We start from the raw sequence: 23,543 nt of genomic DNA, 5'->3' as shown, positions 1-23,543 counted from the left end.
GGCTTATCATTAGCCACCTAACGACGGGGCAGGGTTCGACGATGCTGGACATTTTCTATCAGACCCTGGCTATCACCGCACCGGTTTTCGCCATGCTGTTCCTGGGTGTGCTGCTCAAGCGCATCAACTGGATCGACGACAGTTTCATCATGACTGCGTCGAGTCTGGTGTTTAACGTGACGATGCCCGCGCTGTTGTTTCTCGGCATCATCCACGCTGATTTGCGTCAAGCATTGCAGCCATCGCTGCTGATTTTCTTCACCATCATCACCCTGGCCGGTTTCGCCTTTGCGTGGGGCTGGGCGATCTGGCGCGTGCCGCTGGTCGACCGTGGGGTTTTTGTTCAGGGCGCCTTTCGTGGCAACAACGGCGTAATCGGACTGGCACTGGCCGCCAGCATGTACGGCGACTACGGTATTTCCCTGGGAGCGATCCTTGCGGCGCTGGTCATCCTTTTCTACAACGCGCTCTCGACCATTGTGCTCGCGGTGTACAGCCCGGTAATCAAATCCGACCCGTGGAGCCTGTTCAAAAGCGTGCTGGGCAACCCGCTGATCATCAGCATCATCCTTGCCTCGCCGTTCGCCTACTTCAAGATCGGGCTGCCGCACTGGATCGAGACATCGGGCAATTACCTTGCGCAGATGACCCTGCCTCTGGCGCTGATCTGTATCGGCGGCACGCTGTCGCTGAGTTCGCTGCATCAGAGTGGCAAGCTGGCCGTCAGCGCCAGCGTGATGAAGATGGTCACTTTGCCGGTGTTGTCTACGCTGGCAGCCTGGCTGTGTGGTTTTCGCGGGCCGGAGCTGGGGATTCTGTTCCTGTACTTCGCCAGCCCGACCGCTGCGTCCAGCTACGTCATGGCCCGGGCGGCTAATGGCAATCATGTGCTAGCGGCTGCGATTATCGTGATCACCACACTGGCGGCCGCGGTGACCACCAATATCGGGATTTTTATCCTGCAATGGGGCGGCTGGATCTAGTTCTGGCGTCGCCATGCTCTGATGGTGCTGAAGACAATCATCACCGCGAACACCGGCAGGACAAATTGCACCATTAGCCGCTCCAGTTTGTCGGCCAGCGGCATGCCGGTGGTAAACGACACAATGTGCAGCCCGTACGCCAGATACAGCGTCAGCAGCATCAACCCTTCAATCCGGGTGATTCGGTAGCCGGAGTAGAATAACGGCATGCACAGGGCTGCTACGCCAAGCATCACGGGCAGGTCGAAATCCAGCGCGTTGGGCGAGACGGACAGTGGCACTGGTGCGATTAATGCGGTGATGCCCAGCACGCCCAGCAGATTGAACAGGTTGCTGCCAATCACGTTGCCCACGGCGATATCACGCTCGCCACGCAGGGCGGCGATCAATGAAGTGGTCAGGGCGGGCAGGGATGTACTGACTGCGATCACGGTGAGGCCAATCACCCGTTCAGACAAACCAAGATCCATCGCGATCACCACCGACGCTGCCACCAGCAGGTGACTGCCCAGCACCACGCAGGCTATCCCGGTAAACAATGCCCCGAGACGTAGCAGTACCTGGCCTGTTTTGCGGGAGTGCTCGGACCCGCTTGACTGGCGGTAGGCAAAGCGCTGCCCGGATTGGCGCAGGACGATCAGCAGGTAGACCAGCAGGCCCACAAGCAGAATCGCGCCATCGAGAGCGCCCAGCACACCGTTCCAGGAAAGGGCCAGCACTAAAGCGCTGGCGACCACCATCAGCGGGATTTCCAGGCGCACCAATTGCCGTGTAACCCGCAATGGGATGATCAAGGCGCACAGGCCAAGGGTGACCAGCACATTGAAGATAGTGCTGCCTACCACGCTGCCCACAGCGATATCGGCGCTGGAAGTGAAGGCTGCTTGCAAGCCGACTGCCATTTGCGGCGCGCTGCTGCCCAGTGCGACAAATGTCAGACCAATGAACAAGGGGCGCACGCCAAGGGTGGTTGCCAGACTCACGGCAGCGCGCACTGAGAGTTCGGCTCCGATAAGCAGCAACAGCAGGCCGCATATCCATTGAAGGACGTCGGGAAACGGCAGGGATGAGAGTTCGAGAATTCGGGGCGTCCTTAGTCGCTCAGACTTTGTACACGCACAGGCGCGGTGCCACTGCGCAGCATACCGATTTGCTCGGCGGCAGCACGTGACAAATCAATCAGTCGACCACGAGTGTGAGGACCGCGATCGTTGATCCGGACGATAACGGTCTTATCGTTATCCAGGTTGGTGACTCTGACCCGCGTGCCAAAGGGCAATTGGCGATGGGCCGCAGTGAGTCCATTCTGATCAAAGGGTTCGCCACTGGCGGTACGGTTGCCGTGATGCCGGGCGCCGTAATAGGAGGCATTGCCGGTTTCGTTGTAACCGCGAGGATCGATGATCTGATTCTGGCTGGCGCAGCCAACCAGGAAGGTGAACAGGGCTGTGGTGCCGAGAAGCCGCAGCATGGGTTGCGATCCTTGAATGCCTGGACGCAATCTGTAGGAGTGAGCTTGCTCGCGATAGCGTCAGGCCATTCGATAGATACGCTGGATGGCATACCGAATCGCGAGCGAGCTCACTCCTACAGGTCGTTGTGGCCGTTAGAGTTTTTTAAATCAACCTTCCAGCTTCTTCTTCAGCAGTTCATTGACCTGCTGCGGGTTGGCTTTGCCTTTGGAGACTTTCATCGCCTGACCGACGAAGAAGCCGAACATCTTGCCGCGTTTGGCTTCATCCGCAGCGCGGTACTGTTCGACCTGCTCGGCGTTGGCCGCGAGCATCTCGTCAAGCATCGACTCGATGGCACCGCTGTCAGTCACCTGCTTCAAGCCGCGTTTTTCGATGATCTCATCGGCGCTGCCTTCACCATTGGCCATGGCCTCGAAAACCATTTTCGCGATTTTGCCGGAAATGGTGTTGTCGGTGATGCGCTTGAGCATGCCGCCCAGTTGCTCGGCGCTGACCGGTGATTCTTCGATTTCCAGGCCTTGCTTGTTCAGCAGGCTGCCCAGTTCGACCATGACCCAGTTGGCAGCCAGTTTGGCGTCGCCGCTGATGCTGACTACTTGCTCGAAGTAGTCCGCCTGCTCGCGGCTGGAAGCCAGCACGCTGGCGTCATAGGCCGACAGGCTGAACTGGCTCTGGAAGCGCTCGCGTTTCTGCGGAGGCAACTCCGGCAGCGTGGCGCGGGTTTCTTCGATGAACGAATCTTCGATCACCACTGGCAGCAGGTCCGGATCGGGGAAGTAACGGTAATCGTTGGCTTCCTCTTTGCTGCGCATGGCGCGGGTTTCGTCTTTGTTCGGATCGTAAAGACGGGTCTGCTGCACGACTTTGCCGCCATCTTCGATCAGGTCGATCTGACGCTGGATTTCGCTGTTGATCGCCTTCTCGATGAAGCGGAACGAGTTGACGTTCTTGATCTCGCAGCGAGTCCCGAATTCAACCTGGCCTTTTGGCCGGATCGACACGTTACAGTCGCAGCGCAGCGAGCCTTCCGCCATGTTGCCATCGCAGATGCCCAGATAACGAACCAGCGCGTGCATGGCTTTGACGTAAGCCACTGCTTCCTTGGCCGAACGCATATCCGGCTCGGAAACGATCTCCAGCAGCGGAGTGCCTGCGCGGTTCAGGTCGATGCCGGTCATGCCGCTGAAGTCTTCGTGCAGGCTTTTGCCTGCGTCTTCTTCAAGGTGCGCGCGGGTGATGCCGACGCGTTTGACCGTGCCGTCTTCAAGGGTGATATCCAGGTGGCCTTTGCCGACAATCGGCAATTCCATCTGGCTGATCTGATAGCCCTTGGGCAGGTCAGGATAGAAGTAATTCTTGCGGGCAAACACGTTGTGCTGGCCGATCTCGGCATCTACCGCCAGACCGAACTTGACGGCCATGCGCACGGCTTCTTTATTGAGCACCGGCAATACGCCGGGCATGCCCAGGTCAACCAGGCTGGCCTGCGTGTTGGGCTCGGAGCCGAACGCGATGGCGCTGCCGGAGAAAATCTTCGATTGGGTCGAAAGCTGGGTGTGAATCTCCAGCCCGATAACGACTTCCCATTGCATGTGTTTTCTCCTTAGAAGCCGTCAGGCGTGCGCAGATGCCAATCGGTGACTTGCTGATATTGATGAGCAACGTTCAGCAAGCGGCCTTCCTGGAAATACGGGGCGAGCAATTGCACGCCTACCGGCAGACCGTCGGCAAAGCCTGCTGGCATGGACAAGCCCGGCAGACCCGCAAGGTTGGCGGTGATGGTGTAGAAGTCTTCCAGATACTCGGCGACCGGGTCGTTGGTCTTGGCGCCGATTTTCCAGGCCGGGTTAGGCGTGGTCGGGCCGAGGATCACATCGACTTCGGCAAAAGCGCTCATGAAATCGTTCTTGATCAGGCGACGGATTTTTTGCGCCTGCAGGTAGTAGGCGTCGTAGTAACCTGCGGACAGCGCGTAGGCACCGACCAGAATCCGGCGCTGTACTTCCGGGCCAAAGCCCTCGGCGCGGGAGCGCTCGTACAGGTCGGTAAGGTCTTTTGGTTCTTCGCAGCGATGGCCGAAACGCACGCCGTCAAAGCGCGACAGGTTGGACGACGCTTCTGCCGGAGCAATCACGTAATAGGCCGGGATGCCGTGTTGCAGGTTTGGCAGGCTGATTTCCTTGACCACGGCACCGAGTTTCTTCAGCTCTTCGACGCTGGCCATGACCATATTTGCAATGCGCGGATCGAGACCGGCACTGAAATATTCCTTTGGAAGACCGATGCGCAGGCCCTGCAGCGAGCCGTTGAGGCTGGCGCTGTAATCCGGTACAGGCTCGTCGATGCTGGTGGAGTCCAGCGGGTCGAAACCAGCCATGCCTTGCAGCAGCAGCGCGCAGTCTTCAGCGCTGCGCGCCAACGGACCCGCCTGATCGAGGCTCGACGCATAGGCGATCATGCCCCAGCGTGAAATGCGACCGTAGGTCGGTTTCAAGCCGGTCAGGTTAGTCAGTGCGGCCGGTTGGCGAATCGAGCCGCCGGTATCGGTGCCGGTGGCGGCAGGCAGCAGACGCGCAGCCACTGCAGCCGCCGAACCGCCTGAGGAGCCGCCCGGTACATGGTCAAGATTCCACGGGTTTTTCACCGCGCCGTAGTGGCTGGACTCGTTGGCCGAACCCATGGCGAATTCGTCCATGTTGGTCTTGCCAAGGGTCACAGTGCCCGCAGCGGCCAGTTTGGCCACGACGGTGGCGTCGTACGGCGCCTTGAAGTTATCGAGCATTTTAGACGCGCAACTGGTACGGATACCTTGCGTGCAGAACAGGTCCTTGTGAGCCAGTGGTGCGCCCAGCAATGGATTGTTTTCACCGGCGGCGCGACGGGCATCAGCGGCCTGCGCCTGGGTGATGGCCAGGTCTTCGGTGAGGGTAATGAAGCTATTGAGCTGCGGATCCAGCTGCGTGATACGCGCCAGCAGGACACGGGTCAATTCTTCGGAAGAAAACTTTTTATCGGCGAGTCCGCGGGCGATCTCGGCCAGAGTCATTTGATGCATTGAAGGCACATTCCCTTAGTCGATGACTTTTGGAACCAGATAGAGGCCGTCTTGGACCGCTGGTGCGATGGCTTGATAGGTTTCCCGGCGGTTTCGCTCGGTGACCACATCTTCGCGCAGGCGTTGGGACGCTTCGAGGGGGTGGGCGAGGGGTTCAATACCGGTGGTATCGACCGCTTGCATCTGATCAACCAGCCCAAGAATGCTGTTTAGTGCTTCGGTAGTACGCGGGATATCGGCGTCATTCAGGCGAATTCGCGCCAGATGAGCGATCTTTTCCACGTCGGAGCGATCAAGCGCCATGGGTTTCTCCAGTGGAATGACTACGGATTGGATCCGTGTGGTAGATTGAGGAACACTATCGCATTTCTACGGTCAGAAGGCCGCGAACGTCGAGGGTCGTGCTTGGAAAAACAGCTAATTTAGCATATTGGCTCCTTGCCCAAAATCCCTGTCGTTGTTAGAGTTTGCCGCACTTTTTTACCCACGCGTTCCCTAGGGTCCCTTTCCCATGTTCAAGAAACTGCGTGGCATGTTTTCCAGCGATCTGTCTATCGACCTGGGCACTGCCAACACCCTTATTTACGTGCGTGAGCGCGGCATCGTTCTGAATGAACCATCAGTTGTGGCCATTCGGACCCACGGAAACCAGAAAAGCGTCGTTGCTGTCGGGATGGAAGCCAAGCGCATGCTCGGCCGTACCCCGGGCAACATCGCCGCTATTCGCCCAATGAAAGACGGCGTTATCGCCGACTTCAGCGTTTGCGAAAAAATGCTGCAGTACTTCATCAACAAGGTTCATGAAAACAGCTTCCTGCAGCCAAGCCCTCGGGTGTTGATCTGCGTACCGTGCAAATCCACTCAGGTTGAGCGACGCGCCATCCGCGAGTCGGCGCTGGGTGCTGGTGCCCGTGAAGTGTTCCTGATCGAAGAACCAATGGCCGCTGCCATCGGTGCTGGTCTGCCGGTTGAAGAAGCTCGCGGTTCGATGGTTGTCGACATCGGTGGCGGTACCACTGAAATCGCTCTGATCTCGCTCAACGGTGTGGTTTATGCCGAATCCGTGCGAGTTGGCGGCGACCGTTTCGACGAAGCGATCATCACCTACGTGCGTCGTAACTACGGCAGTCTGATCGGCGAATCCACTGCCGAGCGCATCAAGCAGGAAATCGGTACTGCCTACCCGGGCGGTGAAGTGCGTGAAGTTGACGTGCGCGGCCGTAACCTGGCTGAAGGCGTTCCACGTGCTTTCACCCTGAATTCCAACGAAGTGCTGGAAGCGCTGCAGGAATCTCTGGCAACGATCGTCCAGGCCGTGAAAAGCGCCCTGGAGCAATCCCCTCCGGAGCTGGCATCGGATATCGCCGAGCGCGGTCTGGTGTTGACCGGTGGTGGCGCCTTGCTGCGTGATCTGGACAAATTGCTGGCTCAGGAAACGGGTCTGCCGGTGATCGTTGCCGAAGATCCGCTGACCTGCGTAGCGCGTGGCGGTGGCCGTGCGCTGGAAATGATGGATAAGCACACGATGGATCTGCTCTCAAGCGAGTAACTCGCCAGCAGGACCTATCATGCATCCTTATGTGTACAGGTAGCGATTTGGCTACCTGTATGCGTTAGGCTGACGCCAAAATATGGCGTTACTTTTTCCACCTGTTCAAGCCGGTTGCGTATCCATGAATAACAACAACCGATTGGAATCTTGCTTCGGAGGAGCGGCCTATTAAACCGCTTTTCGCAAAAGGCCCTTCGTTGGGTGTGCGCCTGTTGGTGCTGGTCGTGTTGTCGGTAGCGCTGATGGTCGTGGATGCGCGGTTCACCGTGCTCAAGCCCGTGCGCAGCCAGATGTCGCTGGTGCTGATGCAGTCGTACTGGATCGTCGATCTGCCGCAACGCCTGATGCAGGGTGTGGCCAGCCAGTTCGGCAGCCGTACCGAACTGATCGCCGAAAACGAAAAACTCAAGACTGAAGCCTTGCTCCTGCAAGGGCGCCTGCAAAAGCTCGCGGCCCTGACCGAGCAAAATGTTCGCCTGCGCGAGTTGCTCAACTCTTCGGCGCTGGTCAACGAGAAGGTTGAAGTGGCCGAACTGATCGGCATGGACCCTAATCCTTTTACCCACCGGATCATCATCAACAAAGGCGAACGTGACGGCGTTGTCCTCGGTCAGCCAGTGCTCGACGCACGAGGCCTGATGGGGCAAGTGGTCGAATTGATGCCCTACACGTCGCGTGTGCTGCTACTGACCGACACGACTCACAGCATTCCGGTACAGGTCAACCGCAACGGGTTGCGGGCAATCGCCAGTGGCACGGGTAACCCGGAGCGTCTGGAGTTGCGTCACGTAGCGGACACCGCTGATATCAAGGAAGGCGACCTGCTGGTCAGTTCCGGTCTGGGTCAGCGTTTTCCTGCCGGTTATCCGGTCGCAACCGTCAAAGAAGTCATCCATGACTCCGGGCAACCGTTCGCTATCGTGCGGGCGGTGCCGACTGCTGCGTTGAATCGAAGCCGTTACCTGTTGCTGGTGTTCTCCGACGGTCGTTCGCCGGAAGAGCGCGCTGCCGATGCCGCACGCGCCCAGGAGTCCATCGAGAAAGGTGCCGATCCAGCTGTCGTACCGGCTACTGCTCCTGTCAATAATGCCAATAATGCCGCCGCGCCCGCCGGGACCGCTCATTCCGTACCCGCTGCCCATGGTGCTGCAGCTCCTGCCGCCGCCCCAGCTGCAACACCGGCCGCAACCCCGGCCACGCCAGCACCCAAGCCCGCCAGCAAGCCGCCTGTAAAGCCTGCCGCGACCAAGCCACCGGCCGCCGCGCCTGCCGCCACTCGGGAGAGAATCGATGGCTAGTCATGCCCCGGAACGTAACGGGTGGGTCGTCTGGTTCACTTTCGTCGTCGGTTTGCTGTTGAGCGTTTCGCCGCTGCCGCAGTTCATGGAAATCTTTCGTCCGCTCTGGCTGGCGCTGCTTGTGACTTTCTGGGCGCTGTATCTGCCCCATAAGGTCGGCATGACCACCGCATGGCTCTTGGGTCTCATGGAGGACGTGCTGTACGGCACATTGCTGGGGCAGAACGCGCTGACGCTGTGTCTGATCACCTTTCTGGTGATGTCCCTGCAGCAGCGGTTGCGTATGTTCCCCATGTGGCAGCAGTGCCTGATTCTGTTGGTTATCTTTGGGCTGGCCCAGTTGGCGCAGCTCTGGCTCAGCGCCCTGACCGGCAATCGACAACCAACGCTGGCGTTGGTGTTGCCTGCGCTGGTCAGTGCCTTGTTATGGCCTTGGGTCAGCTATGGCCTGCGAGGCTTGAGCAAGCGTTTGAAAATCAACTGACGCAGCATGTAGCCCCGGGTGAGCATCTCTGGCTCGGGGCTGCATCACGATCTTTGACACGGAGATGTCCCAATGCCCCCGCTTTTTCTGGCCTCTGGCTCGCCGCGCCGTCGGGAATTACTGACCCAGATTGGTGTTCGCTTCACTGTGCTCAGTGCACAGATCGATGAGACTCCCCGAGACGAAGAAACCCCGACGGGCTATGTCGAACGGCTTGCCCGTGGCAAAGCACAGGCCGGGCTGGCTTTGCTTGACGATGGTCAGGGCTGCGTGTTGGGAGCTGACACTGCGGTGGTGCTCGACGGTCGGATCCTCGGCAAACCGCAGGATGAGGCGGATGCCCTGAGCATGTTGACGGCGTTGTCGGGGCGTGAACACGAGGTGTTGACGGCCATTGCGCTGGTCAATCAACGGGGTTGCGAAACTCGCGTGGTCTCCAGCCGGGTCCGTTTTCGTTCGATCTCTACTGCAGAAATCCAGACTTACTGGGCCAGTGGCGAGCCTCAGGACAAGGCAGGCAGCTACGCTATTCAGGGCCTGGCGGCGATTTTCGTCGAAGGCTTGCAGGGCAGCTACTCCGCGGTGGTTGGTTTGCCTCTATGCGAAACCGCAGAAATGCTGGGCCGTTTCGGCATACCCTGTTGGCAAGGCCAGGAAGGTGACAAGTCATGAGTGAAGAGATTCTGATCAACATCACGCCAATGGAATCACGCGTGGCAGTGGTGGAAAACGGTGTTTTGCAAGAGGTTCACGTCGAGCGGACCCAGCGTCGCGGCATCGTCGGCAATATTTATAAAGGCAAGGTTGTCCGGGTTTTACCCGGTATGCAGGCTGCGTTCATTGATATCGGGCTGGACCGTGCGGCGTTCATTCACGCTTCGGAAATATCCATGCGTGAAGGCTCTGCCGTTGAAACAATCAGTGCTCTGGTGCATGAAGGTCAGAGCCTGGTTGTTCAGGTCACTAAAGATCCGATTGGCAGCAAAGGCGCGCGGCTGACGACGCAGCTGTCGATTCCTTCGCGCTATCTGGTGTACATGCCCAAGACTGCGCACGTCGGGATTTCCTTGAAAATCGAGGATGAAGGCGAGCGTGAGCGACTGAAAAAAGTGGTCAGCGATTGCGTCGCCCTTGAAGGCATCAAAGAGGTTGGCGGCTTCATCCTGCGCACTGCGGCCGAAGGTGCCGGGGCTGACGAAATCCTCATGGACATCCGCTATCTGCGTCGCCTCTGGGATCAGATAGGTGAGCAGATCAAGACCGTCAGCCCGCCCAATGTGATCTATGAAGACCTTGGTCTGGCGCTGCGCACGCTGCGTGATCTGGTCAGCCCGCGTATCGAGAAGATCCGCATCGATTCCCGGGAAACGTTCCAGAAAACCACGCAATTCGTGGCTGAACTGATGCCTGAGATCGCGGACCGCCTGGAGCATTACCCCGGCGAGCGGCCGATTTTCGACCTTTACGGCGTAGAGGATGAGATTCAGAAGGCGCTTGAGCGCAAAGTGCCGCTCAAGTCGGGTGGCTATCTGGTGATTGATCCGGCCGAAGCGATGAGCACCATCGACGTCAACACCGGCGCGTTCGTGGGGCATCGCAATCTCGAAGAAACCATCTTCAAGACCAACCTGGAAGCGGCAACCGCCATTGCCCGTCAACTGCGCCTGCGCAATCTGGGCGGCATCATCATCATTGACTTCATCGACATGGAAGACGGTGAGCACCAGCGTCAGGTACTGCGTACCCTTGAGAAGCAGCTGGAGCGGGATCACGCCAAGACCAACATCATCGGCATCACCGAGCTGGGGCTTGTGCAGATGACCCGCAAGCGTACCCGTGAAAGCCTTGAGCAGGTGCTGTGCGAGCCTTGTCATGCGTGCCAGGGGCGCGGCAAGCTGAAGACGCCGGAAACCGTCTGCTACGAGATATTCCGCGAAATCCTGCGTGAGGCCCGTGCCTATCAGGCGGTGGGTTACCGGGTACTGGCTAACCAGCGGGTGGTAGACCGCCTTCTGGACGAAGAGTCGGGTAATGTGGCGGAACTGGAAGCGTTCATCGGCCGCACTATTCGTTTTCAGGTAGAAACCATGTATTCACAGGAACAATACGACGTCGTGCTGCTCTGAGAGTGCGCCTGATAAAGTGAATTGTTAACGGTGCCTCAGGGCCAGCGGCATGCATGCCGTCACAAGCAGAGAACTATGCGTGGTAAATGAGCTAACCCTTGGCAGTATCTGCACCATTGAGTGGGGCCATTTCACGCAAGCCGGTTGGTGTGCATCCCGGTCCGGAGGCTCACTGAAATGGGGCGTCTGACACGTTTGGCATCGCTCCTGACTCGCTGGGGCCTGAGTCTCTGCGCCCTGGTTCTGGTCATGGCGGCGCTGTATGTCAGCGTTGGCCGGGAACTGACGCCGCTGGTCGCGGGTTACCGTGTCGAGGTTCAGAGCAAGGCGCAGACTGCAGTCGGCATGCCCTTGGCCATCGGCAGCCTTGAAGGCAGTTGGCGTGGCTTTTCACCGGTTTTCGTTGCCAACGATGTGATGGTCGGCGAGGGCGCGAACGCTGTGCGTCTTGATGAAGTGCGCGCCGAGCCCGATCTGTGGGCCAGCTTGCTGGCGTGGGATGTGCGACTTTCCCATGTGGAAGTCAACGGTCTGCAGGTGATCCTCAAGGAGGATCAGGGCGGCCAATGGGCGCTGCAAGGGCTGCCGGTCCGGGATGACAAACCCCTTGATCCCGAGCAGATTCTCAATCAGATGCAGGTGGTTTCGCGCCTGTCGCTGCTCGACAGTCAGGTCACTCTGCAACCTTTCGAGCAAGCACCGCTGACCCTGACTTACGTGAATATCAGTCTGGCGACGGGGAGCACTCATCAGCGCCTTGACGCGCGTTTGACGCTTCCGGATGGTCAGCCGTTGGCCCTTAACGTCCGCTCGCGGATTCAGGCCAGAACGTGGAAAGAGGGTGAAGCCGATGCCTATCTGAGCCTGCCGCAAAGCGACTGGGCAAAGTGGCTACCCAAAACCCTGACCCGCCAATGGAAAGTGTCGACCCTCAAGGCCGGTGGCGAGCTTTGGCTGAGCTGGGGCAAAGGCACTGTGCAAAGTGCTGTTGCCCGCCTCAATGCCCCGACGCTGAAAGCGGCTTACGCCGAGCGTAAATCCTCGAAGATCGACAATCTGGCGCTCAACGCCTGGCTCAAACGAAGCGATAGCGGTGTTGAAGTGAACCTCGGCTCCCTCGCTATGGACCTGAACGGCAAGCGCTGGGAAAGCCGTATTCAGCTTGAGCAAAAAATGGCCACCCCTGATCAGGAAGAAACCTGGCATGTTCAGGCTGACCGACTCGATCTGACTCCGGTAACGCCGCTGTTGAAATCCCTGGCTCCTTTGCCCGACACCGTCATGCAGGTCGTTGATAACCTCAAGGTGACGGGTGCGCTGCGTAACGCGTTGGTGGATTACCGCCCGCAAGCGGTGGGTGACAAGCGCCTGAGCTTTGACGCCAATCTGGAAAACATCGGATTTCATGCTTATCACGGTGCTCCGGCGGCAGGTAATGTCAGCGGCGCGATCAGCGGCGATCTTGGGCGGGGTGAACTGCGCCTCGACAGCGACAACTTCATGCTGCACCTGTATCCGATCTTCAAAAACGAGTGGACCTATCCAAAAGCCAACGCTCGCTTGACGTGGCGTCTGGACGACGAGACCTTCACGCTTATCGCGCCCTACATCAAAGTGCTGGGTGATGAGGGCAAGATCGCTGCAGACTTCCTGATTCGACTGCATCTGGACCATGAGCGGGCTGATGAGGATTATATGGACCTGCGGGTGGGCATGGTCGACGGCGACGGCAGTTACACCAGCAAGTATCTGCCGGCTGTCCTCAGTCCGGATCTGGACAAATGGCTGCGTACGGCAATCATTGGCGGCAAGGTCGATCAGGGTTTCTTCCAGTATCAAGGTTCGCTGAGCAAGAGCGCGGCAGATACGGCTCGGGTCATCAGCCTGTTCTTCAAAGTGCGCGACGCGACACTGGACTTCGAGCCTGGCTGGCCGCAGCTGACCGGTGTGGACGGCAAGGTCTATGTCGAGAACAGCGGCGTACGTGTCAAAGCCAGCAAGGGCAAATTGCTCAATACCGATGTCAGCAAGGTCGTGGTCAACATTCCCCACGCGCCAGCCGGACAACCCAGCCATTTGCTGGTAGACGGTAACTTTTCCGGTCAACTGGCCGATGGTGTGAAGATTCTGCAAGAGGCGCCTATTGGTACTGCCAGTACCTTCGCGGGATGGCAGGGCACGGGGCCGCTGGACGGCAAGCTGAAGCTGGATATCCCGCTGGTCAAAGGGCAGGAGCCGAAAATCGCCGTGGACTTCAGCACCCAGGGCGCACGTTTGAAACTGGCTGACCCGGCGCTGGACCTGACTCAATTGAAAGGCGAGTTTCGTTTTGATAACGCTAAAGGGTTGAGTGGCAAGGGTGTTCAGGCGCAGGCGTTCGATCGTCCTGTCACCGCCGAAATCGCTGCCGAAGGCACGCCCAGTGCGAATCTTACCCGTGTGGTTGCCAACGGCCAGGTCACCGTAAAACGGCTGACTGAATGGCTGGGCGTTACCCAAGCGCTACCTGTTTCTGGCGATATTCCGTATCAACTTCAACTGACGCTGGGCACAGATAGTGCGTTGCGGATCAACTCCAGCCTGAAAGGTGTGGCAGTGGATTTGCCTGCACCGTTCGGCAAAACGGCTGAAAGCAGTCTGGACAGCGAATTCCGCATGACACTCCAGGGCGCAGAACGCCGCTTCGGTTTTGCCTACGGCAAGCTGGCCAATCTGGCCTACGCCGCTGCACCGGGCAAAATGGGCGAGGGGCGTGGCGAGGTGTTTCTCGGCGACGGCGGTGCAATTGTGCCGGATGCAAAAGGCTTGCGTGTCAGGGGCTCACTTTCGGAACTCGATGTCGCGCCCTGGCAAGCCATGGTTAAACGTTACGCCGGTGATGATCCCGGTGGGAGCGCCAAGCAATTGGTCAATAACGTCGACCTGCAGATTGGCAAGCTGACCGCCATGGGCACGACGCTGGACAACGCCAGCGTTCAACTTAAACGCAACACCGACAATTGGGCGCTTTCGCTGGATAGCCAGCTTGCCAAGGGCACGGCGACACTGCCCGATGTAAAAAGCGCACCCATTGGCATCGACATGCTTTATGTCCGGCTGCCTGCGCCTGATCCAGCTGCCGCCGTTGTGGAAAATGCACCAGACCCCTTGGCCGATGTCGATCCGAGCCAGATTCCGGCGCTGGACGTGAAGGTCACACAGCTATTTCAGGGCGAGCAGTTACTGGGGGCCTGGGCCCTGAAAGTTCGTCCGACGCCCACAGGTATTCGTCTGTCTGACCTGGATCTTGGTCTCAAGGGCATACGCTTGAAGGGTGAGGGCGGCTGGGAAGGCACGCCGGGTTCAACCAGCAGTTGGTATCGGGGCAACGTTGAAGGCAAGAACCTGGGGGACATCCTCAAGGCATGGGGGTTTGCCCCGACGGTCACCGCCGAAAAGTTCGAGTTGCACGCCGACGGTCGCTGGCCCGGTTCACCGGCCTGGGTGGCGCTCAAGCGCTTCTCCGGTAGCCTGGATGCCAAACTTGAAAAGGGCCAGTTTGTCGAGGTGGAAGGCGGCGCACAGGCATTGCGGGTGTTTGGTCTGCTCAACTTCAACTCCATCGGCCGCCGCTTGCGTCTGGATTTCTCGGACTTGCTGGGCAAGGGCTTGAGCTACGATAGAGTCAAAGGCCTGCTGGTCGCGAGCGATGGTGTTTATGTCACACGAACGCCGATTACCCTGACGGGTCCTTCGAGTAATCTGGAGCTGAACGGTACGCTGGACATGGTCAAGGATCGAGTCGATGCCAAGCTGCTGGTCACGCTGCCGGTCACGAACAACCTGCCGATTGCTGCTTTGATTGTCGGTGCGCCCGCTATTGGCGGCGCGTTGTTCCTGGTCGATAAGCTGCTGGGCGATCGGGTCGCACGTTTCGCCAGCGTTCAGTACAAGGTCGAAGGGCCCTGGAAAGAGCCGAAGATCACGTTCGACAAGCCGTTTGAAAAACCTCAATAGTTCGTCATGGAGTACAGTGGGAGCCATTACGAGAGCTAACGCCCAGACGCCGCGATACCCTGTAGGTGCTCGTCAGCTCCTACAGAAAAAAGTCTCCGGATTCAGAGGGTCGCGTGTCGTTTGAGGAGAATCCGCCATGTCTTTCGCCGTGATTCAAATGGTCAGCCAGAGCGACGTTCCGGGCAATCTGGCTCAGGCGCGTCACTTGCTGGAGCAAGCCGCAGCTTCTGGCGCCCGCCTGGTGGTGTTGCCGGAAAACTTTGCGGCCATGGGCCGTCGCGACGTTGCCGATATTGGTCGGGCCGAAGCGTTAGGGCACGGGCCCATCCTGCCCTGGTTGAAACTTGCCGCTCGCGACCTCAAGTTATGGATAGTTGCCGGAACCATACCTTTACCGCCAAATGATCAGCCTGAAGGCAAGATTACCGCGTGTTCATTGTTGATTGATGAACATGGCGAGCATGTGGCGCGCTACGACAAGCTGCACTTGTTTGATGTGGACGTGTCAGACAGTCGTGGACGTTATCGGGAATCCGATGACTATGCTCATGGCAGCAATGTGGTGGTTGCCGACACGCCAGTAGGGCGTCTCGGTTTGACCGTATGCTACGACTTGCGCTTCCCTGAGCTGTATACCGCCCTGCGAGCGGCAGGGGCTGAATTGATTACTGCGCCGTCGGCTTTCACCGCCGTTACCGGCGCAGCGCATTGGGACATTTTGATCCGTGCGCGAGCCATTGAAACCCAGTGTTATCTGCTGGCGGCCGCGCAGGGCGGGGTCCATCCGGGGCCTCGGGAGACTTACGGGCATGCAGCGATCGTCGACCCCTGGGGGCGAGTCCTGGCCGAACAGGCGCAGGGCGAGGCGGTGTTGCTGGCCGAACGGGACAATGAAGAACAGGCGTCCATCAGGGCGCGGATGCCGGTGTCCAGTCACCGGCGATTTTTTACGCAGGACGCCGTGCGGCCTGTGCAGACCTCGGAGTGAATATGAGCGACTTGTCCTCTGTCAGCGAACACCTTCTGGCGCCCGGCGGCTTGAACCTCGACAGCCTGCAATCGGTGTTGGGCGAGCTGGCCGGTCCGGGCATTGATGCCGCTGACCTGTATTTCCAGGGGCAGATTTCTGAGTCCTGGTCGTTGGAAGACGGCATCGTCAAAGAGGGCAGTTTCAACCTCGACCAAGGTGTCGGCGTGCGTGCCCAATCGGGTGAGAAAACCGGTTTCGCCTACAGCAACGCCATCACTCACGAAGCCCTGACCACGGCGGCTCGCGCTGCCCGCTCGATTTCCCGTGCCGGTCAGAACGGCACCGTGCAGGCTTTCACTGCACAGGACGTTGCCCAGTTGTATGCGCCGGATAACCCGCTGGAAGTGATGACCCGCGCTGAGAAAGTCGAACTGCTCAAGCGTGTCGATGTTGCCACCCGTGCACTGGACTCGCGCATTCAGCAGGTTACGGTGAGCATGGCGGGCGTTTGGGAGCGGATTCTAGTGGCTTCCACCGATGGCAGCCTGGCGGCCGATGTGCGCCCGCTGGTGCGTTTCAACGTCAGTGTCATCGTCGAGCAGAACGGCCGTCGCGAGCGTGGTGGTCATGGCGGCGGCGGGCGTACCGACTACCGTTATTTCCTCAGCGAGGACCGCGCCATGGGTTATGCCCGTGAAGCGTTGCGTCAGGCGCTGGTCAATCTCGAAGCGATTCCTGCTCCCGCGGGCACGCTGCCTGTGGTGCTCGGTTCCGGTTGGTCCGGTGTCTTGCTGCACGAGGCGGTTGGTCACGGCCTGGAAGGTGATTTCAACCGCAAAGGCAGTTCGGCTTACAGTGGCCGCATGGGCGAGATGGTTGCTTCAAAGCTCTGCACCATCGTCGACGACGGCACCCTGGCCGGTCGTCGCGGCTCGTTGAGCGTTGATGACGAAGGGACGCCAACCGAATGCACGACCCTGATCGAGAACGGTGTGCTCAAAGGCTACATGCAGGACAAGCTCAATGCGCGTCTGATGGGCGTTGCGCGTACCGGTAACGGTCGTCGTGAGTCCTATGCGCACCTGCCGATGCCGCGCATGACCAACACTTACATGCTGGGTGGTCAAAGCGATCCACAGGAAATCATTGCTTCAGTGAAGCGCGGCATCTACTGCGCCAATCTGGGTGGCGGTCAGGTAGACATCACCAGCGGCAAGTTCGTGTTCTCCACCAGCGAAGCGTATTTGATCGAAGACGGAAAAATTACTGCGCCGGTCAAAGGTGCGACGTTGATCGGTAACGGGCCGGAAGCCATGAGCAAGGTGTCGATGGTCGGTAACGATCTGTCGCTGGACAGCGGCGTCGGTACCTGCGGCAAGGATGGTCAGTCGGTTCCGGTGGGTGTGGGTCAGCCGACCCTGAAGATCGATGCGATCACGGTAGGCGGTACGGGCGGTTGATGATTTGAATCTGCGGGACCGTCTTCAACTGGGGATTTATTCCCGGCTGAAGCCGGTCCCACAGAAGGCGGTCCCGTAGTGTGATGCGGGAATCAACGCAGACCGCGTTGCTTCTCGTCCAGCTCACGGATGTATTTGAAGATTTTCCGGCTCGAAGCAGGCGCCTTGTTATGGGCCAGCTCATGTTGGGCCTGACGGATCAAGGAACGCAGTTGCTGACGGTCCGCTTCCGGATACTCCGCAACGAACGTTTCGAGGACACCGTCATCACCGGCGATCAGGCGATCACGCCAGCGTTCCAGGCCGTGAAAACGTTCGTTGTATTGGCGAGTAGAGGCATCGAGTTGATCGAGAAGCACCAGAATGGCGTCCAGATCCTGATCGCGCATCAGCTTGCCGATGAACTGAATATGCCGTTTGCGTGCGATATGAGCCGTGTGCTTGGGCGCATCGGCCAAGGCTCTGCGCAGCGGATCGGTCAAAGGCAGTTTGTTCAGCAAATCAGGTTTGAGCGACACAAGACGCTCGCCAAGTTCAACCAGAGCATGCAGCTCGCGTTTGACCTGGGTTTTGCTTTTCTCCCCGTCGAGGGAGTCGTCGTAAGAATCAACCATGGGGGCAGTCCGCAAATAAACGCCGCCATGATAACCAGTCAGGGGCCTCTTGTCCGGCCCACTCGGTATTCGGCTCGTGCCGAAAGCAGAATTTGATGGAGAAAGTCATGAGTGCATCACAAAGCGTCGGCCCACAGGCCTTGCCCGCACTGCAGGAACAAGTCGAGCAAATCATTGCCGAAGCCAGGCGTCAGGGTGCCAGTGCCTGCGAAGTAGCTGTGTCGCTGGAGCAGGGCCTGTCGACCTCGGTTCGGCAGCGTGAAGTGGAAACCGTCGAATTCAATCGCGACCAGGGTTTTGGCATTACCTTGTACGTAGGCCAGCGTAAAGGCTCGGCCAGCACGTCGGCCAGCGGCGCTGATGCGATTCGTGAAACTGTCGCTGCCGCATTGGCCATCGCTAAACATACTTCCGAAGATGAAGCCTCTGGCCTGGCTGATGCTGCGCTGATGGCCAGGGAACAGCAGGATTTTGATCTTTTCCACGCCTGGGATATCACGCCGGAACAAGCCATCGAGAAGGCGTTGATCTGCGAAGCCGCAGCTTTTGATGCCGATAGCCGGATCAAAAATGCCGACGGCACGACCCTCAATACCCATCAGGGCTGCCGCGTGTATGGCAACAGCCATGGCTTTATCGGTGGTTATGCCTCGACTCGCCATAGTCTGAGCTGCGTGATGATTGCTGAAGGCGATGGCCAGATGCAGCGTGATTACTGGTATGACGTCAGTCGCCAGGGTGAGTTGCTGGCCGATCCGCAGAGCATCGGTCGCAAAGCTGCCGAGCGTGCAGCCAGCCGCCTTGGGGCGCGACCGGTCCCTACGTGTGAAGTCCCGGTGTTGTTTTCCGCCGAGCTGGCGGGTGGGCTGTTCGGCAGTTTCCTGGGAGCGATTTCGGGCGGCAACCTGTATCGCAAGTCGTCTTTCCTTGAAGGCTCCATCGGCCAGCGCCTCTTCCCTGAGTGGCTGACCATCGATGAACGTCCGCATTTGATGCGTGCCATGGGCAGTTCGGCGTTCGACGGCGACGGTCTGGCAACTTACGCCAAGCCATTCGTCGAAAACGGCGAATTGGTCTCGTACATCCTCAGTACTTACTCGGGCCGCAAACTGGGCCTGCCTAGCACTGCAAACGCGGGCGGCGTGCACAACCTGTTCGTCACCCACGGGACGGAAGACCAAGCAGCGCTGATCCGCCGCATGGGCCGCGGGCTGCTGGTCACCGAGTTGATGGGCAGCGGCCTGAACATGGTGACCGGTGATTATTCGCGCGGTGCAGCGGGTTACTGGGTCGAGAACGGTGAAATCCAGTTCGCGGTACAGGAAGTGACCATCGCCGGCAACATGCGTGACATGTTCAAGCAAATTGTCGCCGTCGGTAGCGATCTTGAGCTGCGTAGCAACATCCGCACGGGGTCTGTGCTGATCGAGCGGATGACCGTGGCCGGTAGCTGATACAAAAATTTGTCCGCCTCCCACCCCTGTCTCTGTGGGAGCGGTGCTTGCTCGCGATAAGGCTGGACGCGGTTCACTTCAGATCGCATCCAGTCTTATCGCGGTCAAGCACCGCTCCCACAATGCATTTCACATCTCGTTATCGAAAACCCTTCATCCTCTACGGTTGTTTTGATTCTCAATATCATTTAATAATGAATATCATTATCTGAATGAGCCGTGGTCATGGGTCCTGTCTTGCACGCACTTCCTGCGCACCTGGAAAACTGGCGCGGGATGAGTTTCAGAATTCGTTGTGCCCTGGAGCCTGACGAACCCCGGCTGATTGATCACTACCTCGCCGAAGGCCGTTATCTGGCGCGCTTCACCGCTACGCCTCAGCGAATGATCGCTGAAACCTCCTTCCGGCTGCTCATCGACACCGCTCGCGATACGGTTCTGCCCTGGCATTGGCGCTGTCTATGCGTCGATCAGGCCTGGCGTCCGTTGCGCGACCTCAAGGCCCTCATCAACTCTGCGGCCGATCAACAACGCTGGCAGGCCTATAGCTGGCAGTTGGCGACCTGTCTGCTGCAGCCCTCGATCTCTCCTACTGAACTGGTGCAAGGAAATTCCGATGAGTAATACCCGTATCGAACGCGACAGCATGGGCGAATTGCAGGTCCCGGCCGAGGCCCTGTATGGCGCTCAGACCCAGCGTGCGGTAAACAACTTCCCTATCAGTAACCTGCGCATGCCAACGCAATTCATTCGCGCGCTATTGCTCGCCAAGGCCGCCGCCGCGCACGCCAACCTCGAGTTGGAGCAGATCACGGCTGCGCAGAGTGGGGCGATCGTCAGCGCCTGCCAGGAATTGTTGAGCGGCGACTTCATGGCGCACTTTCCGGTAGATGTGTTCCAGACCGGTTCCGGCACCAGCACCAACATGAACGCCAACGAAGTCATTGCAACCATCGCCAGTCGCGTATTGGGCGACAAGGTCAATGCCAATGACCACGTGAACTGCGGACAGAGCAGCAACGACATCATCCCGACCACCATTCATGTCAGCGCTGCACTGGCATTGCATGAGCAGTTACTGCCCGCGTTGAACCATCTGGTTGCCGTGATCGAGCGCAAGGCCGATGAAGTGCATCCCTTCATCAAGACCGGCCGCACGCACCTGATGGACGCTATGCCGGTGCGCATGAGTCAGGTGCTCAACGGCTGGGCTCAGCAGATTCGCGCCAACATCGAACATCTCCAGGCCTTGCTGCCAAGTCTGCAAGCGCTGGCCCAGGGCGGCACAGCTGTGGGAACCGGGATTAACGCGCACCCTGAATTTGCCAAGCGTTTCAGCAGTCACTTGAGCCGCTTGAGTAACGTGGCTTTTGTGCCCGGCAAGGATTTGTTCGCGTTGATCGGCTCTCAGGACACTGCCGTTGCTGTGTCCGGCCAGCTCAAGGGTACTGCGGTTTCGCTGATGAAAATCGCCAACGACCTGCGCTGGATGAACTCGGGTCCACTGGCTGGCCTGGGTGAGATTGAACTGGAAGCGTTGCAGCCGGGTTCGTCGATCATGCCGGGCAAGGTCAATCCCGTGATCCCGGAAGCTACGGCCATGGTGGCGGCACAGGTCATTGGCAATGACGCGGCGATCACGGTCGCCGGGCAATCAGGCAACTTCGAGTTGAACGTGATGCTGCCGATCATTGCGCAAAACCTGCTGAGCAGCATCGAACTGCTGGCCAACTCCAGCCGATTGCTTGCCAACAAGGCCATCGCGACCTTCAAGGTCAATGAAGCGAAGCTCAAGGAAGCCTTGTCGCGCAACCCGATTCTGGTTACAGCCCTGAACCCGATCATCGGTTACCAGAAGGCCGCCGAAATTGCCAAGACGGCCTACAAGCAGGGGCGTCCGATCATTGATGTCGCCCTTGAACACACCGACCTGCAGCGCAGCCAACTGGAAGCGCTGCTGGATCCGGAAAAACTCACTGCTGGCGGGATCTGACCTGTCGGCCATCGCTTGAGGAGTCGCGCCATGGAGCATTGGAAACGCACAATCGAAAAAGCCAATCGCTGTTTCAATCTCGGTGAGCTGGTTGACGCCCGCGAGTTGTATTTGCAGGCGCTGGCGCTGGCTCAGGTGTTGTTCGAGCGCTGGCCCAACCCTGATGAAGCGGTGGCCGCTTGCGTCATTTCCCACCACAACCTTGCCGACCTGCATTTGAGTCTGGGCCAGCCGGAGGAGAGCGCGGAGTACCTGTGCGCGATCCATCAGCACCTGTTGCGGGTCATGCAAGAGCATCGCCTGCCGCCAGCATTGCGTCAGGCCGCGTTGCGCCATAGCAGCAAAACTTACGCCGAGCTGCTGAATTTTATCAGTGAGCACGGTGAATACCCGCGCACCCATCGCCTGTTGAACAGTGGCGGCGAGCATTCGCGCTCGTCATTACAACGGAATGCTTCAGCCACTTCCGGCCTTTTCTACGGAGTACATTGATATGCCGTTTACTTTGCCTGCCTTGCCATACGCTTACGACGCCCTGGAACCGCACATTGATGCGCAGACCATGGAGATTCACTACAGCAAGCACCACCAGACTTACATCAACAACCTGAATGCGGCGGTTGAAGGCACTGAGTGGGCCGAGTGGCCAATCGAGAAGCTGGTGGCAGCTGTCGCACAGTTGCCTGAGAAGCTGCGCCCGGCGGTGATCAATCAAGGCGGTGGTCACGCTAATCACTCGTTGTTCTGGGATGTGATGACGCCAGCGGGGGGCGGCTTGCCCGATGGCGCACTGGCGAAAGCCATTGACGAGCAATTGGGTGGCTTCGAGCAGTTCAAGGATGCTTTCACCAAGGCCGCGCTGACTCGTTTCGGCAGTGGCTGGGCATGGCTGAGCGTGACCCCGGAGAAAAAGCTGGTGGTTGAGAGCAGCGGTAACCAGGACAGTCCGCTGATGAATGGCAATACGCCAATTCTGGGGCTGGACGTCTGGGAACACGCGTATTACCTGCGTTACCAGAATCGTCGCCCGGAATACATCAACGCGTTTTACAACGTCGTCAACTGGGCGGAAGTCGCTCGGCGTTACCAGGCCGCTCTGGTCTGATCTCCCGATAATCAGATCCAAGGCAGTTTATGCGCACGGAAATACTCACCGTCAACAGTGGGCGGTTGTTCCGCCTGGCACTGGGAACGGTTCTGCTGTTGGCAGGTATGGCGCTTCTGGTTGCACACGCGCTTGAATGGCTGAATCTTGAGCCACGCTTGATGCGGGCGCTTGAGGGCGGAGCGATTTGCGCTCTGGGCACTGCATTAGGTGCCGTTCCGGTGTTGGTCATCAGAGGCATGCCTGCATCGGTGTCCGACGGTTTGCTCGGCTTCGGTGCCGGCGTGATGTTGGCGGCGACAGCGTTTTCGCTGATCGTGCCTGGGCTCGCGGCGGCCGAAAACCTCGGTTTTTCCCCGTGGGGGTCTGGCGGGCTGGTCAGCCTTGGCATTTTTCTCGGGGCTGTCGGCTTGTTCGTGGTTGATCACATCGTCTCTAAAGGCTCGCCCCTGAACGGTGAAGAACTGCCTGCCATTGCTCCGCGGATCTGGTTATTCGTCATCGCGATCATTGCCCATAACATCCCGGAAGGGATGGCTATTGGTGTGTCCGCTGGCGGCGGTTTAACCGACGCCGACGGTCTCGCCATGGGCATCGCGATTCAGGATGTACCCGAGGGGCTGGTCATCGCATTGGTGTTGGCCGGGGCCGGTATGTCGCGCTTCAAGGCGTTCCTGATCGGTGCTGCCTCAGGTCTGGTTGAGCCGGTTTTCGCCTTGCTGTGCGCTTGGCTGGTGGCTATTGCGGAATTGTTGTTGCCCCTAGGGCTGGCGTTTGCTGCGGGTGCCATGTTGTTGGTAGTGACTCAAGAGATCATCCCGGAGTCGCGTCGTAACGGTCACGACAAGGTCGCAAGCCTCGGCTTGATCACTGGATTCTGCTTGATGATGGTGATGGATACAGCACTGGCTTGAAGAGCGAGCGGGGCGGCGATAGCACATTCGCCACCTCTGCACGTCTAAAACCACTTATAATCCA

General features: G+C 58.8%; 21 protein-coding genes. 15 read left to right on the top strand and 6 right to left on the bottom strand.

The annotated features are described in order from the left end of the window. Nucleotides 1-41: 41 nt before the first annotated feature. A complete protein-coding gene (locus CKW31_RS15320) occupies nucleotides 42-983 on the top strand; it encodes an AEC family transporter (protein WP_095096492.1) in 942 nt (313 codons plus the stop codon). On the opposite strand, the gene CKW31_RS15315 is transcribed toward CKW31_RS15320, so the two are convergent. From CKW31_RS15315 to gatC, 5 genes are all read right to left on the bottom strand, one after another. Next, on the bottom strand, nucleotides 980-1,978 hold the full coding sequence (locus tag CKW31_RS15315) for a calcium/sodium antiporter (protein ID WP_371856750.1): 999 nt from the start codon (nucleotides 1,976-1,978) through the stop codon (nucleotides 980-982). The genes CKW31_RS15320 and CKW31_RS15315 overlap by 4 nt on opposite strands. Nucleotides 1,979-2,076: 98 nt before the next feature. Beyond that, on the bottom strand, nucleotides 2,077-2,454 hold the full coding sequence (locus CKW31_RS15310; protein WP_095096488.1) for a septal ring lytic transglycosylase RlpA family protein: 378 nt from the start codon (nucleotides 2,452-2,454) through the stop codon (nucleotides 2,077-2,079). A 150-nt stretch (nucleotides 2,455-2,604) separates the two neighbouring features. Beyond that, complete coding sequence (gene gatB, locus CKW31_RS15305; RefSeq protein WP_095096485.1) at nucleotides 2,605-4,050, bottom strand: Asp-tRNA(Asn)/Glu-tRNA(Gln) amidotransferase subunit GatB; 1,446 nt, start codon at nucleotides 4,048-4,050, stop codon at nucleotides 2,605-2,607. 11 nt (nucleotides 4,051-4,061) lie between these two features. Then, nucleotides 4,062-5,513, bottom strand: coding sequence for an Asp-tRNA(Asn)/Glu-tRNA(Gln) amidotransferase subunit GatA (gene gatA / locus CKW31_RS15300; RefSeq protein WP_095096483.1), 1,452 nt, complete (start codon nucleotides 5,511-5,513; stop codon nucleotides 4,062-4,064). Nucleotides 5,514-5,528: 15 nt separating this feature from the next. Next, complete coding sequence (gene gatC / locus CKW31_RS15295; protein WP_087264913.1) at nucleotides 5,529-5,816, bottom strand: Asp-tRNA(Asn)/Glu-tRNA(Gln) amidotransferase subunit GatC; 288 nt, start codon at nucleotides 5,814-5,816, stop codon at nucleotides 5,529-5,531. Nucleotides 5,817-6,024: 208 nt separating this feature from the next. On the opposite strand from gatC, the gene mreB reads away from it, so the two are divergent. The 8 genes from mreB to tldD all read left to right on the top strand — a co-directional run bounded on the left by mreB (nucleotide 6,025) and on the right by tldD (nucleotide 17,399). After that, entirely contained in the window at nucleotides 6,025-7,062 is a 1,038-nt protein-coding gene (gene mreB, locus CKW31_RS15290) for a rod shape-determining protein MreB (protein ID WP_020292894.1), read from the top strand. 218 nt (nucleotides 7,063-7,280) lie between these two features. Continuing rightward, a complete protein-coding gene (gene mreC, locus CKW31_RS15285; RefSeq protein WP_371856754.1) occupies nucleotides 7,281-8,363 on the top strand; it encodes a rod shape-determining protein MreC in 1,083 nt (360 codons plus the stop codon). Next, nucleotides 8,356-8,847 carry a rod shape-determining protein MreD gene (gene mreD / locus CKW31_RS15280; protein WP_087264911.1) on the top strand — a complete coding sequence of 164 codons (492 nt, stop codon included), beginning with the start codon at nucleotides 8,356-8,358 and terminating at the stop codon, nucleotides 8,845-8,847. Before mreC ends, mreD begins: the two co-directional genes overlap by 8 nt. A gap of 72 nt (nucleotides 8,848-8,919) precedes the next feature. Continuing rightward, the gene (locus CKW31_RS15275) at nucleotides 8,920-9,519 is read left to right on the top strand and encodes a nucleoside triphosphate pyrophosphatase (RefSeq protein ID WP_095096477.1); all 600 of its coding nucleotides are present in this window, start codon (nucleotides 8,920-8,922) and stop codon (nucleotides 9,517-9,519) included. After that, complete coding sequence (rng, locus tag CKW31_RS15270; RefSeq protein ID WP_027902220.1) at nucleotides 9,516-10,973, top strand: ribonuclease G; 1,458 nt, start codon at nucleotides 9,516-9,518, stop codon at nucleotides 10,971-10,973. The genes CKW31_RS15275 and rng overlap by 4 nt, the downstream gene beginning before the upstream one ends. Nucleotides 10,974-11,150: 177 nt before the next feature. Further along, the gene (locus CKW31_RS15265) at nucleotides 11,151-14,969 is read left to right on the top strand and encodes a YhdP family protein (protein WP_095096475.1); all 3,819 of its coding nucleotides are present in this window, start codon (nucleotides 11,151-11,153) and stop codon (nucleotides 14,967-14,969) included. Nucleotides 14,970-15,105: 136 nt separating this feature from the next. Beyond that, the gene (locus tag CKW31_RS15260; protein WP_095096474.1) at nucleotides 15,106-15,957 is read left to right on the top strand and encodes a carbon-nitrogen hydrolase family protein; all 852 of its coding nucleotides are present in this window, start codon (nucleotides 15,106-15,108) and stop codon (nucleotides 15,955-15,957) included. A 2-nt stretch (nucleotides 15,958-15,959) separates the two neighbouring features. Then, nucleotides 15,960-17,399 (top strand): metalloprotease TldD, encoded by a 1,440-nt coding sequence (tldD, locus tag CKW31_RS15255; protein WP_095096471.1) that lies wholly within the window; start codon nucleotides 15,960-15,962, stop codon nucleotides 17,397-17,399. Between the two features lie 92 nt (nucleotides 17,400-17,491). Here the strand turns inward: tldD and yjgA are convergent, their stop codons facing one another. After that, nucleotides 17,492-18,013: a ribosome biogenesis factor YjgA gene (yjgA, locus tag CKW31_RS15250; RefSeq protein WP_095096470.1), complete on the bottom strand. Its 522-nt coding sequence runs from the start codon at nucleotides 18,011-18,013 to the stop codon at nucleotides 17,492-17,494. A 107-nt stretch (nucleotides 18,014-18,120) separates the two neighbouring features. Here yjgA and pmbA point away from each other — a divergent pair, with 107 nt between their 5' ends. The 6 genes from pmbA (at nucleotide 18,121) to CKW31_RS15220 (ending at nucleotide 23,479) form a co-directional block, all read left to right on the top strand. Further along, nucleotides 18,121-19,467 (top strand): metalloprotease PmbA, encoded by a 1,347-nt coding sequence (pmbA, locus tag CKW31_RS15245; protein ID WP_095096467.1) that lies wholly within the window; start codon nucleotides 18,121-18,123, stop codon nucleotides 19,465-19,467. A gap of 225 nt (nucleotides 19,468-19,692) precedes the next feature. Next, the gene (locus tag CKW31_RS15240) at nucleotides 19,693-20,091 is read left to right on the top strand and encodes a FagA protein (RefSeq protein WP_095096465.1); all 399 of its coding nucleotides are present in this window, start codon (nucleotides 19,693-19,695) and stop codon (nucleotides 20,089-20,091) included. Then, nucleotides 20,084-21,460 (top strand): aspartate ammonia-lyase, encoded by a 1,377-nt coding sequence (locus tag CKW31_RS15235; protein WP_095096462.1) that lies wholly within the window; start codon nucleotides 20,084-20,086, stop codon nucleotides 21,458-21,460. The genes CKW31_RS15240 and CKW31_RS15235 overlap by 8 nt, the downstream gene beginning before the upstream one ends. A gap of 30 nt (nucleotides 21,461-21,490) precedes the next feature. Next, nucleotides 21,491-21,952 (top strand): hypothetical protein, encoded by a 462-nt coding sequence (locus CKW31_RS15230; RefSeq protein ID WP_095096459.1) that lies wholly within the window; start codon nucleotides 21,491-21,493, stop codon nucleotides 21,950-21,952. 1 nt (nucleotide 21,953) lies between these two features. Then, nucleotides 21,954-22,565, top strand: coding sequence for a superoxide dismutase (locus tag CKW31_RS15225; protein ID WP_095096456.1), 612 nt, complete (start codon nucleotides 21,954-21,956; stop codon nucleotides 22,563-22,565). A 29-nt stretch (nucleotides 22,566-22,594) separates the two neighbouring features. After that, nucleotides 22,595-23,479, top strand: coding sequence for a ZIP family metal transporter (locus CKW31_RS15220; protein ID WP_095096453.1), 885 nt, complete (start codon nucleotides 22,595-22,597; stop codon nucleotides 23,477-23,479). Nucleotides 23,480-23,543 lie beyond the last annotated feature (64 nt).

The sequence above is a fragment of the Pseudomonas sp. Irchel 3A5 genome, assembly GCF_900187575.1.
GTDB classification, from domain to species: Bacteria; Pseudomonadota; Gammaproteobacteria; order Pseudomonadales; family Pseudomonadaceae; genus Aquipseudomonas; species Aquipseudomonas folii.
Note: the sequence above shows the minus strand (reverse complement) of the source record. Positions and strands in the feature narration are given on the sequence as shown.

Bases quoted from the DNA above. Each gene is read 5' to 3' on its own strand.
- CKW31_RS15320 (WP_095096492.1), top strand. From the start codon at position 42: ATGCTGGACATTTTCTATCAGACCCTGGCTATCACCGCACCGGTTTTC.
- CKW31_RS15310 (WP_095096488.1), bottom strand. From the start codon at position 2,454: ATGCTGCGGCTTCTCGGCACCACAGCCCTGTTCACCTTCCTGGTTGGC.
- gatB (WP_095096485.1), bottom strand. From the start codon at position 4,050: ATGCAATGGGAAGTCGTTATCGGGCTGGAGATTCACACCCAGCTTTCG.
- gatA (WP_095096483.1), bottom strand. From the start codon at position 5,513: ATGCATCAAATGACTCTGGCCGAGATCGCCCGCGGACTCGCCGATAAA.
- gatC (WP_087264913.1), bottom strand. From the start codon at position 5,816: ATGGCGCTTGATCGCTCCGACGTGGAAAAGATCGCTCATCTGGCGCGA.
- mreB (WP_020292894.1), top strand. From the start codon at position 6,025: ATGTTCAAGAAACTGCGTGGCATGTTTTCCAGCGATCTGTCTATCGAC.
- mreD (WP_087264911.1), top strand. From the start codon at position 8,356: ATGGCTAGTCATGCCCCGGAACGTAACGGGTGGGTCGTCTGGTTCACT.
- CKW31_RS15275 (WP_095096477.1), top strand. From the start codon at position 8,920: ATGCCCCCGCTTTTTCTGGCCTCTGGCTCGCCGCGCCGTCGGGAATTA.
- rng (WP_027902220.1), top strand. From the start codon at position 9,516: ATGAGTGAAGAGATTCTGATCAACATCACGCCAATGGAATCACGCGTG.
- CKW31_RS15265 (WP_095096475.1), top strand. From the start codon at position 11,151: ATGGGGCGTCTGACACGTTTGGCATCGCTCCTGACTCGCTGGGGCCTG.
- CKW31_RS15260 (WP_095096474.1), top strand. From the start codon at position 15,106: ATGTCTTTCGCCGTGATTCAAATGGTCAGCCAGAGCGACGTTCCGGGC.
- tldD (WP_095096471.1), top strand. From the start codon at position 15,960: ATGAGCGACTTGTCCTCTGTCAGCGAACACCTTCTGGCGCCCGGCGGC.
- yjgA (WP_095096470.1), bottom strand. From the start codon at position 18,013: ATGGTTGATTCTTACGACGACTCCCTCGACGGGGAGAAAAGCAAAACC.
- pmbA (WP_095096467.1), top strand. From the start codon at position 18,121: ATGAGTGCATCACAAAGCGTCGGCCCACAGGCCTTGCCCGCACTGCAG.
- CKW31_RS15240 (WP_095096465.1), top strand. From the start codon at position 19,693: ATGGGTCCTGTCTTGCACGCACTTCCTGCGCACCTGGAAAACTGGCGC.
- CKW31_RS15235 (WP_095096462.1), top strand. From the start codon at position 20,084: ATGAGTAATACCCGTATCGAACGCGACAGCATGGGCGAATTGCAGGTC.
- CKW31_RS15230 (WP_095096459.1), top strand. From the start codon at position 21,491: ATGGAGCATTGGAAACGCACAATCGAAAAAGCCAATCGCTGTTTCAAT.
- CKW31_RS15225 (WP_095096456.1), top strand. From the start codon at position 21,954: ATGCCGTTTACTTTGCCTGCCTTGCCATACGCTTACGACGCCCTGGAA.
- CKW31_RS15220 (WP_095096453.1), top strand. From the start codon at position 22,595: ATGCGCACGGAAATACTCACCGTCAACAGTGGGCGGTTGTTCCGCCTG.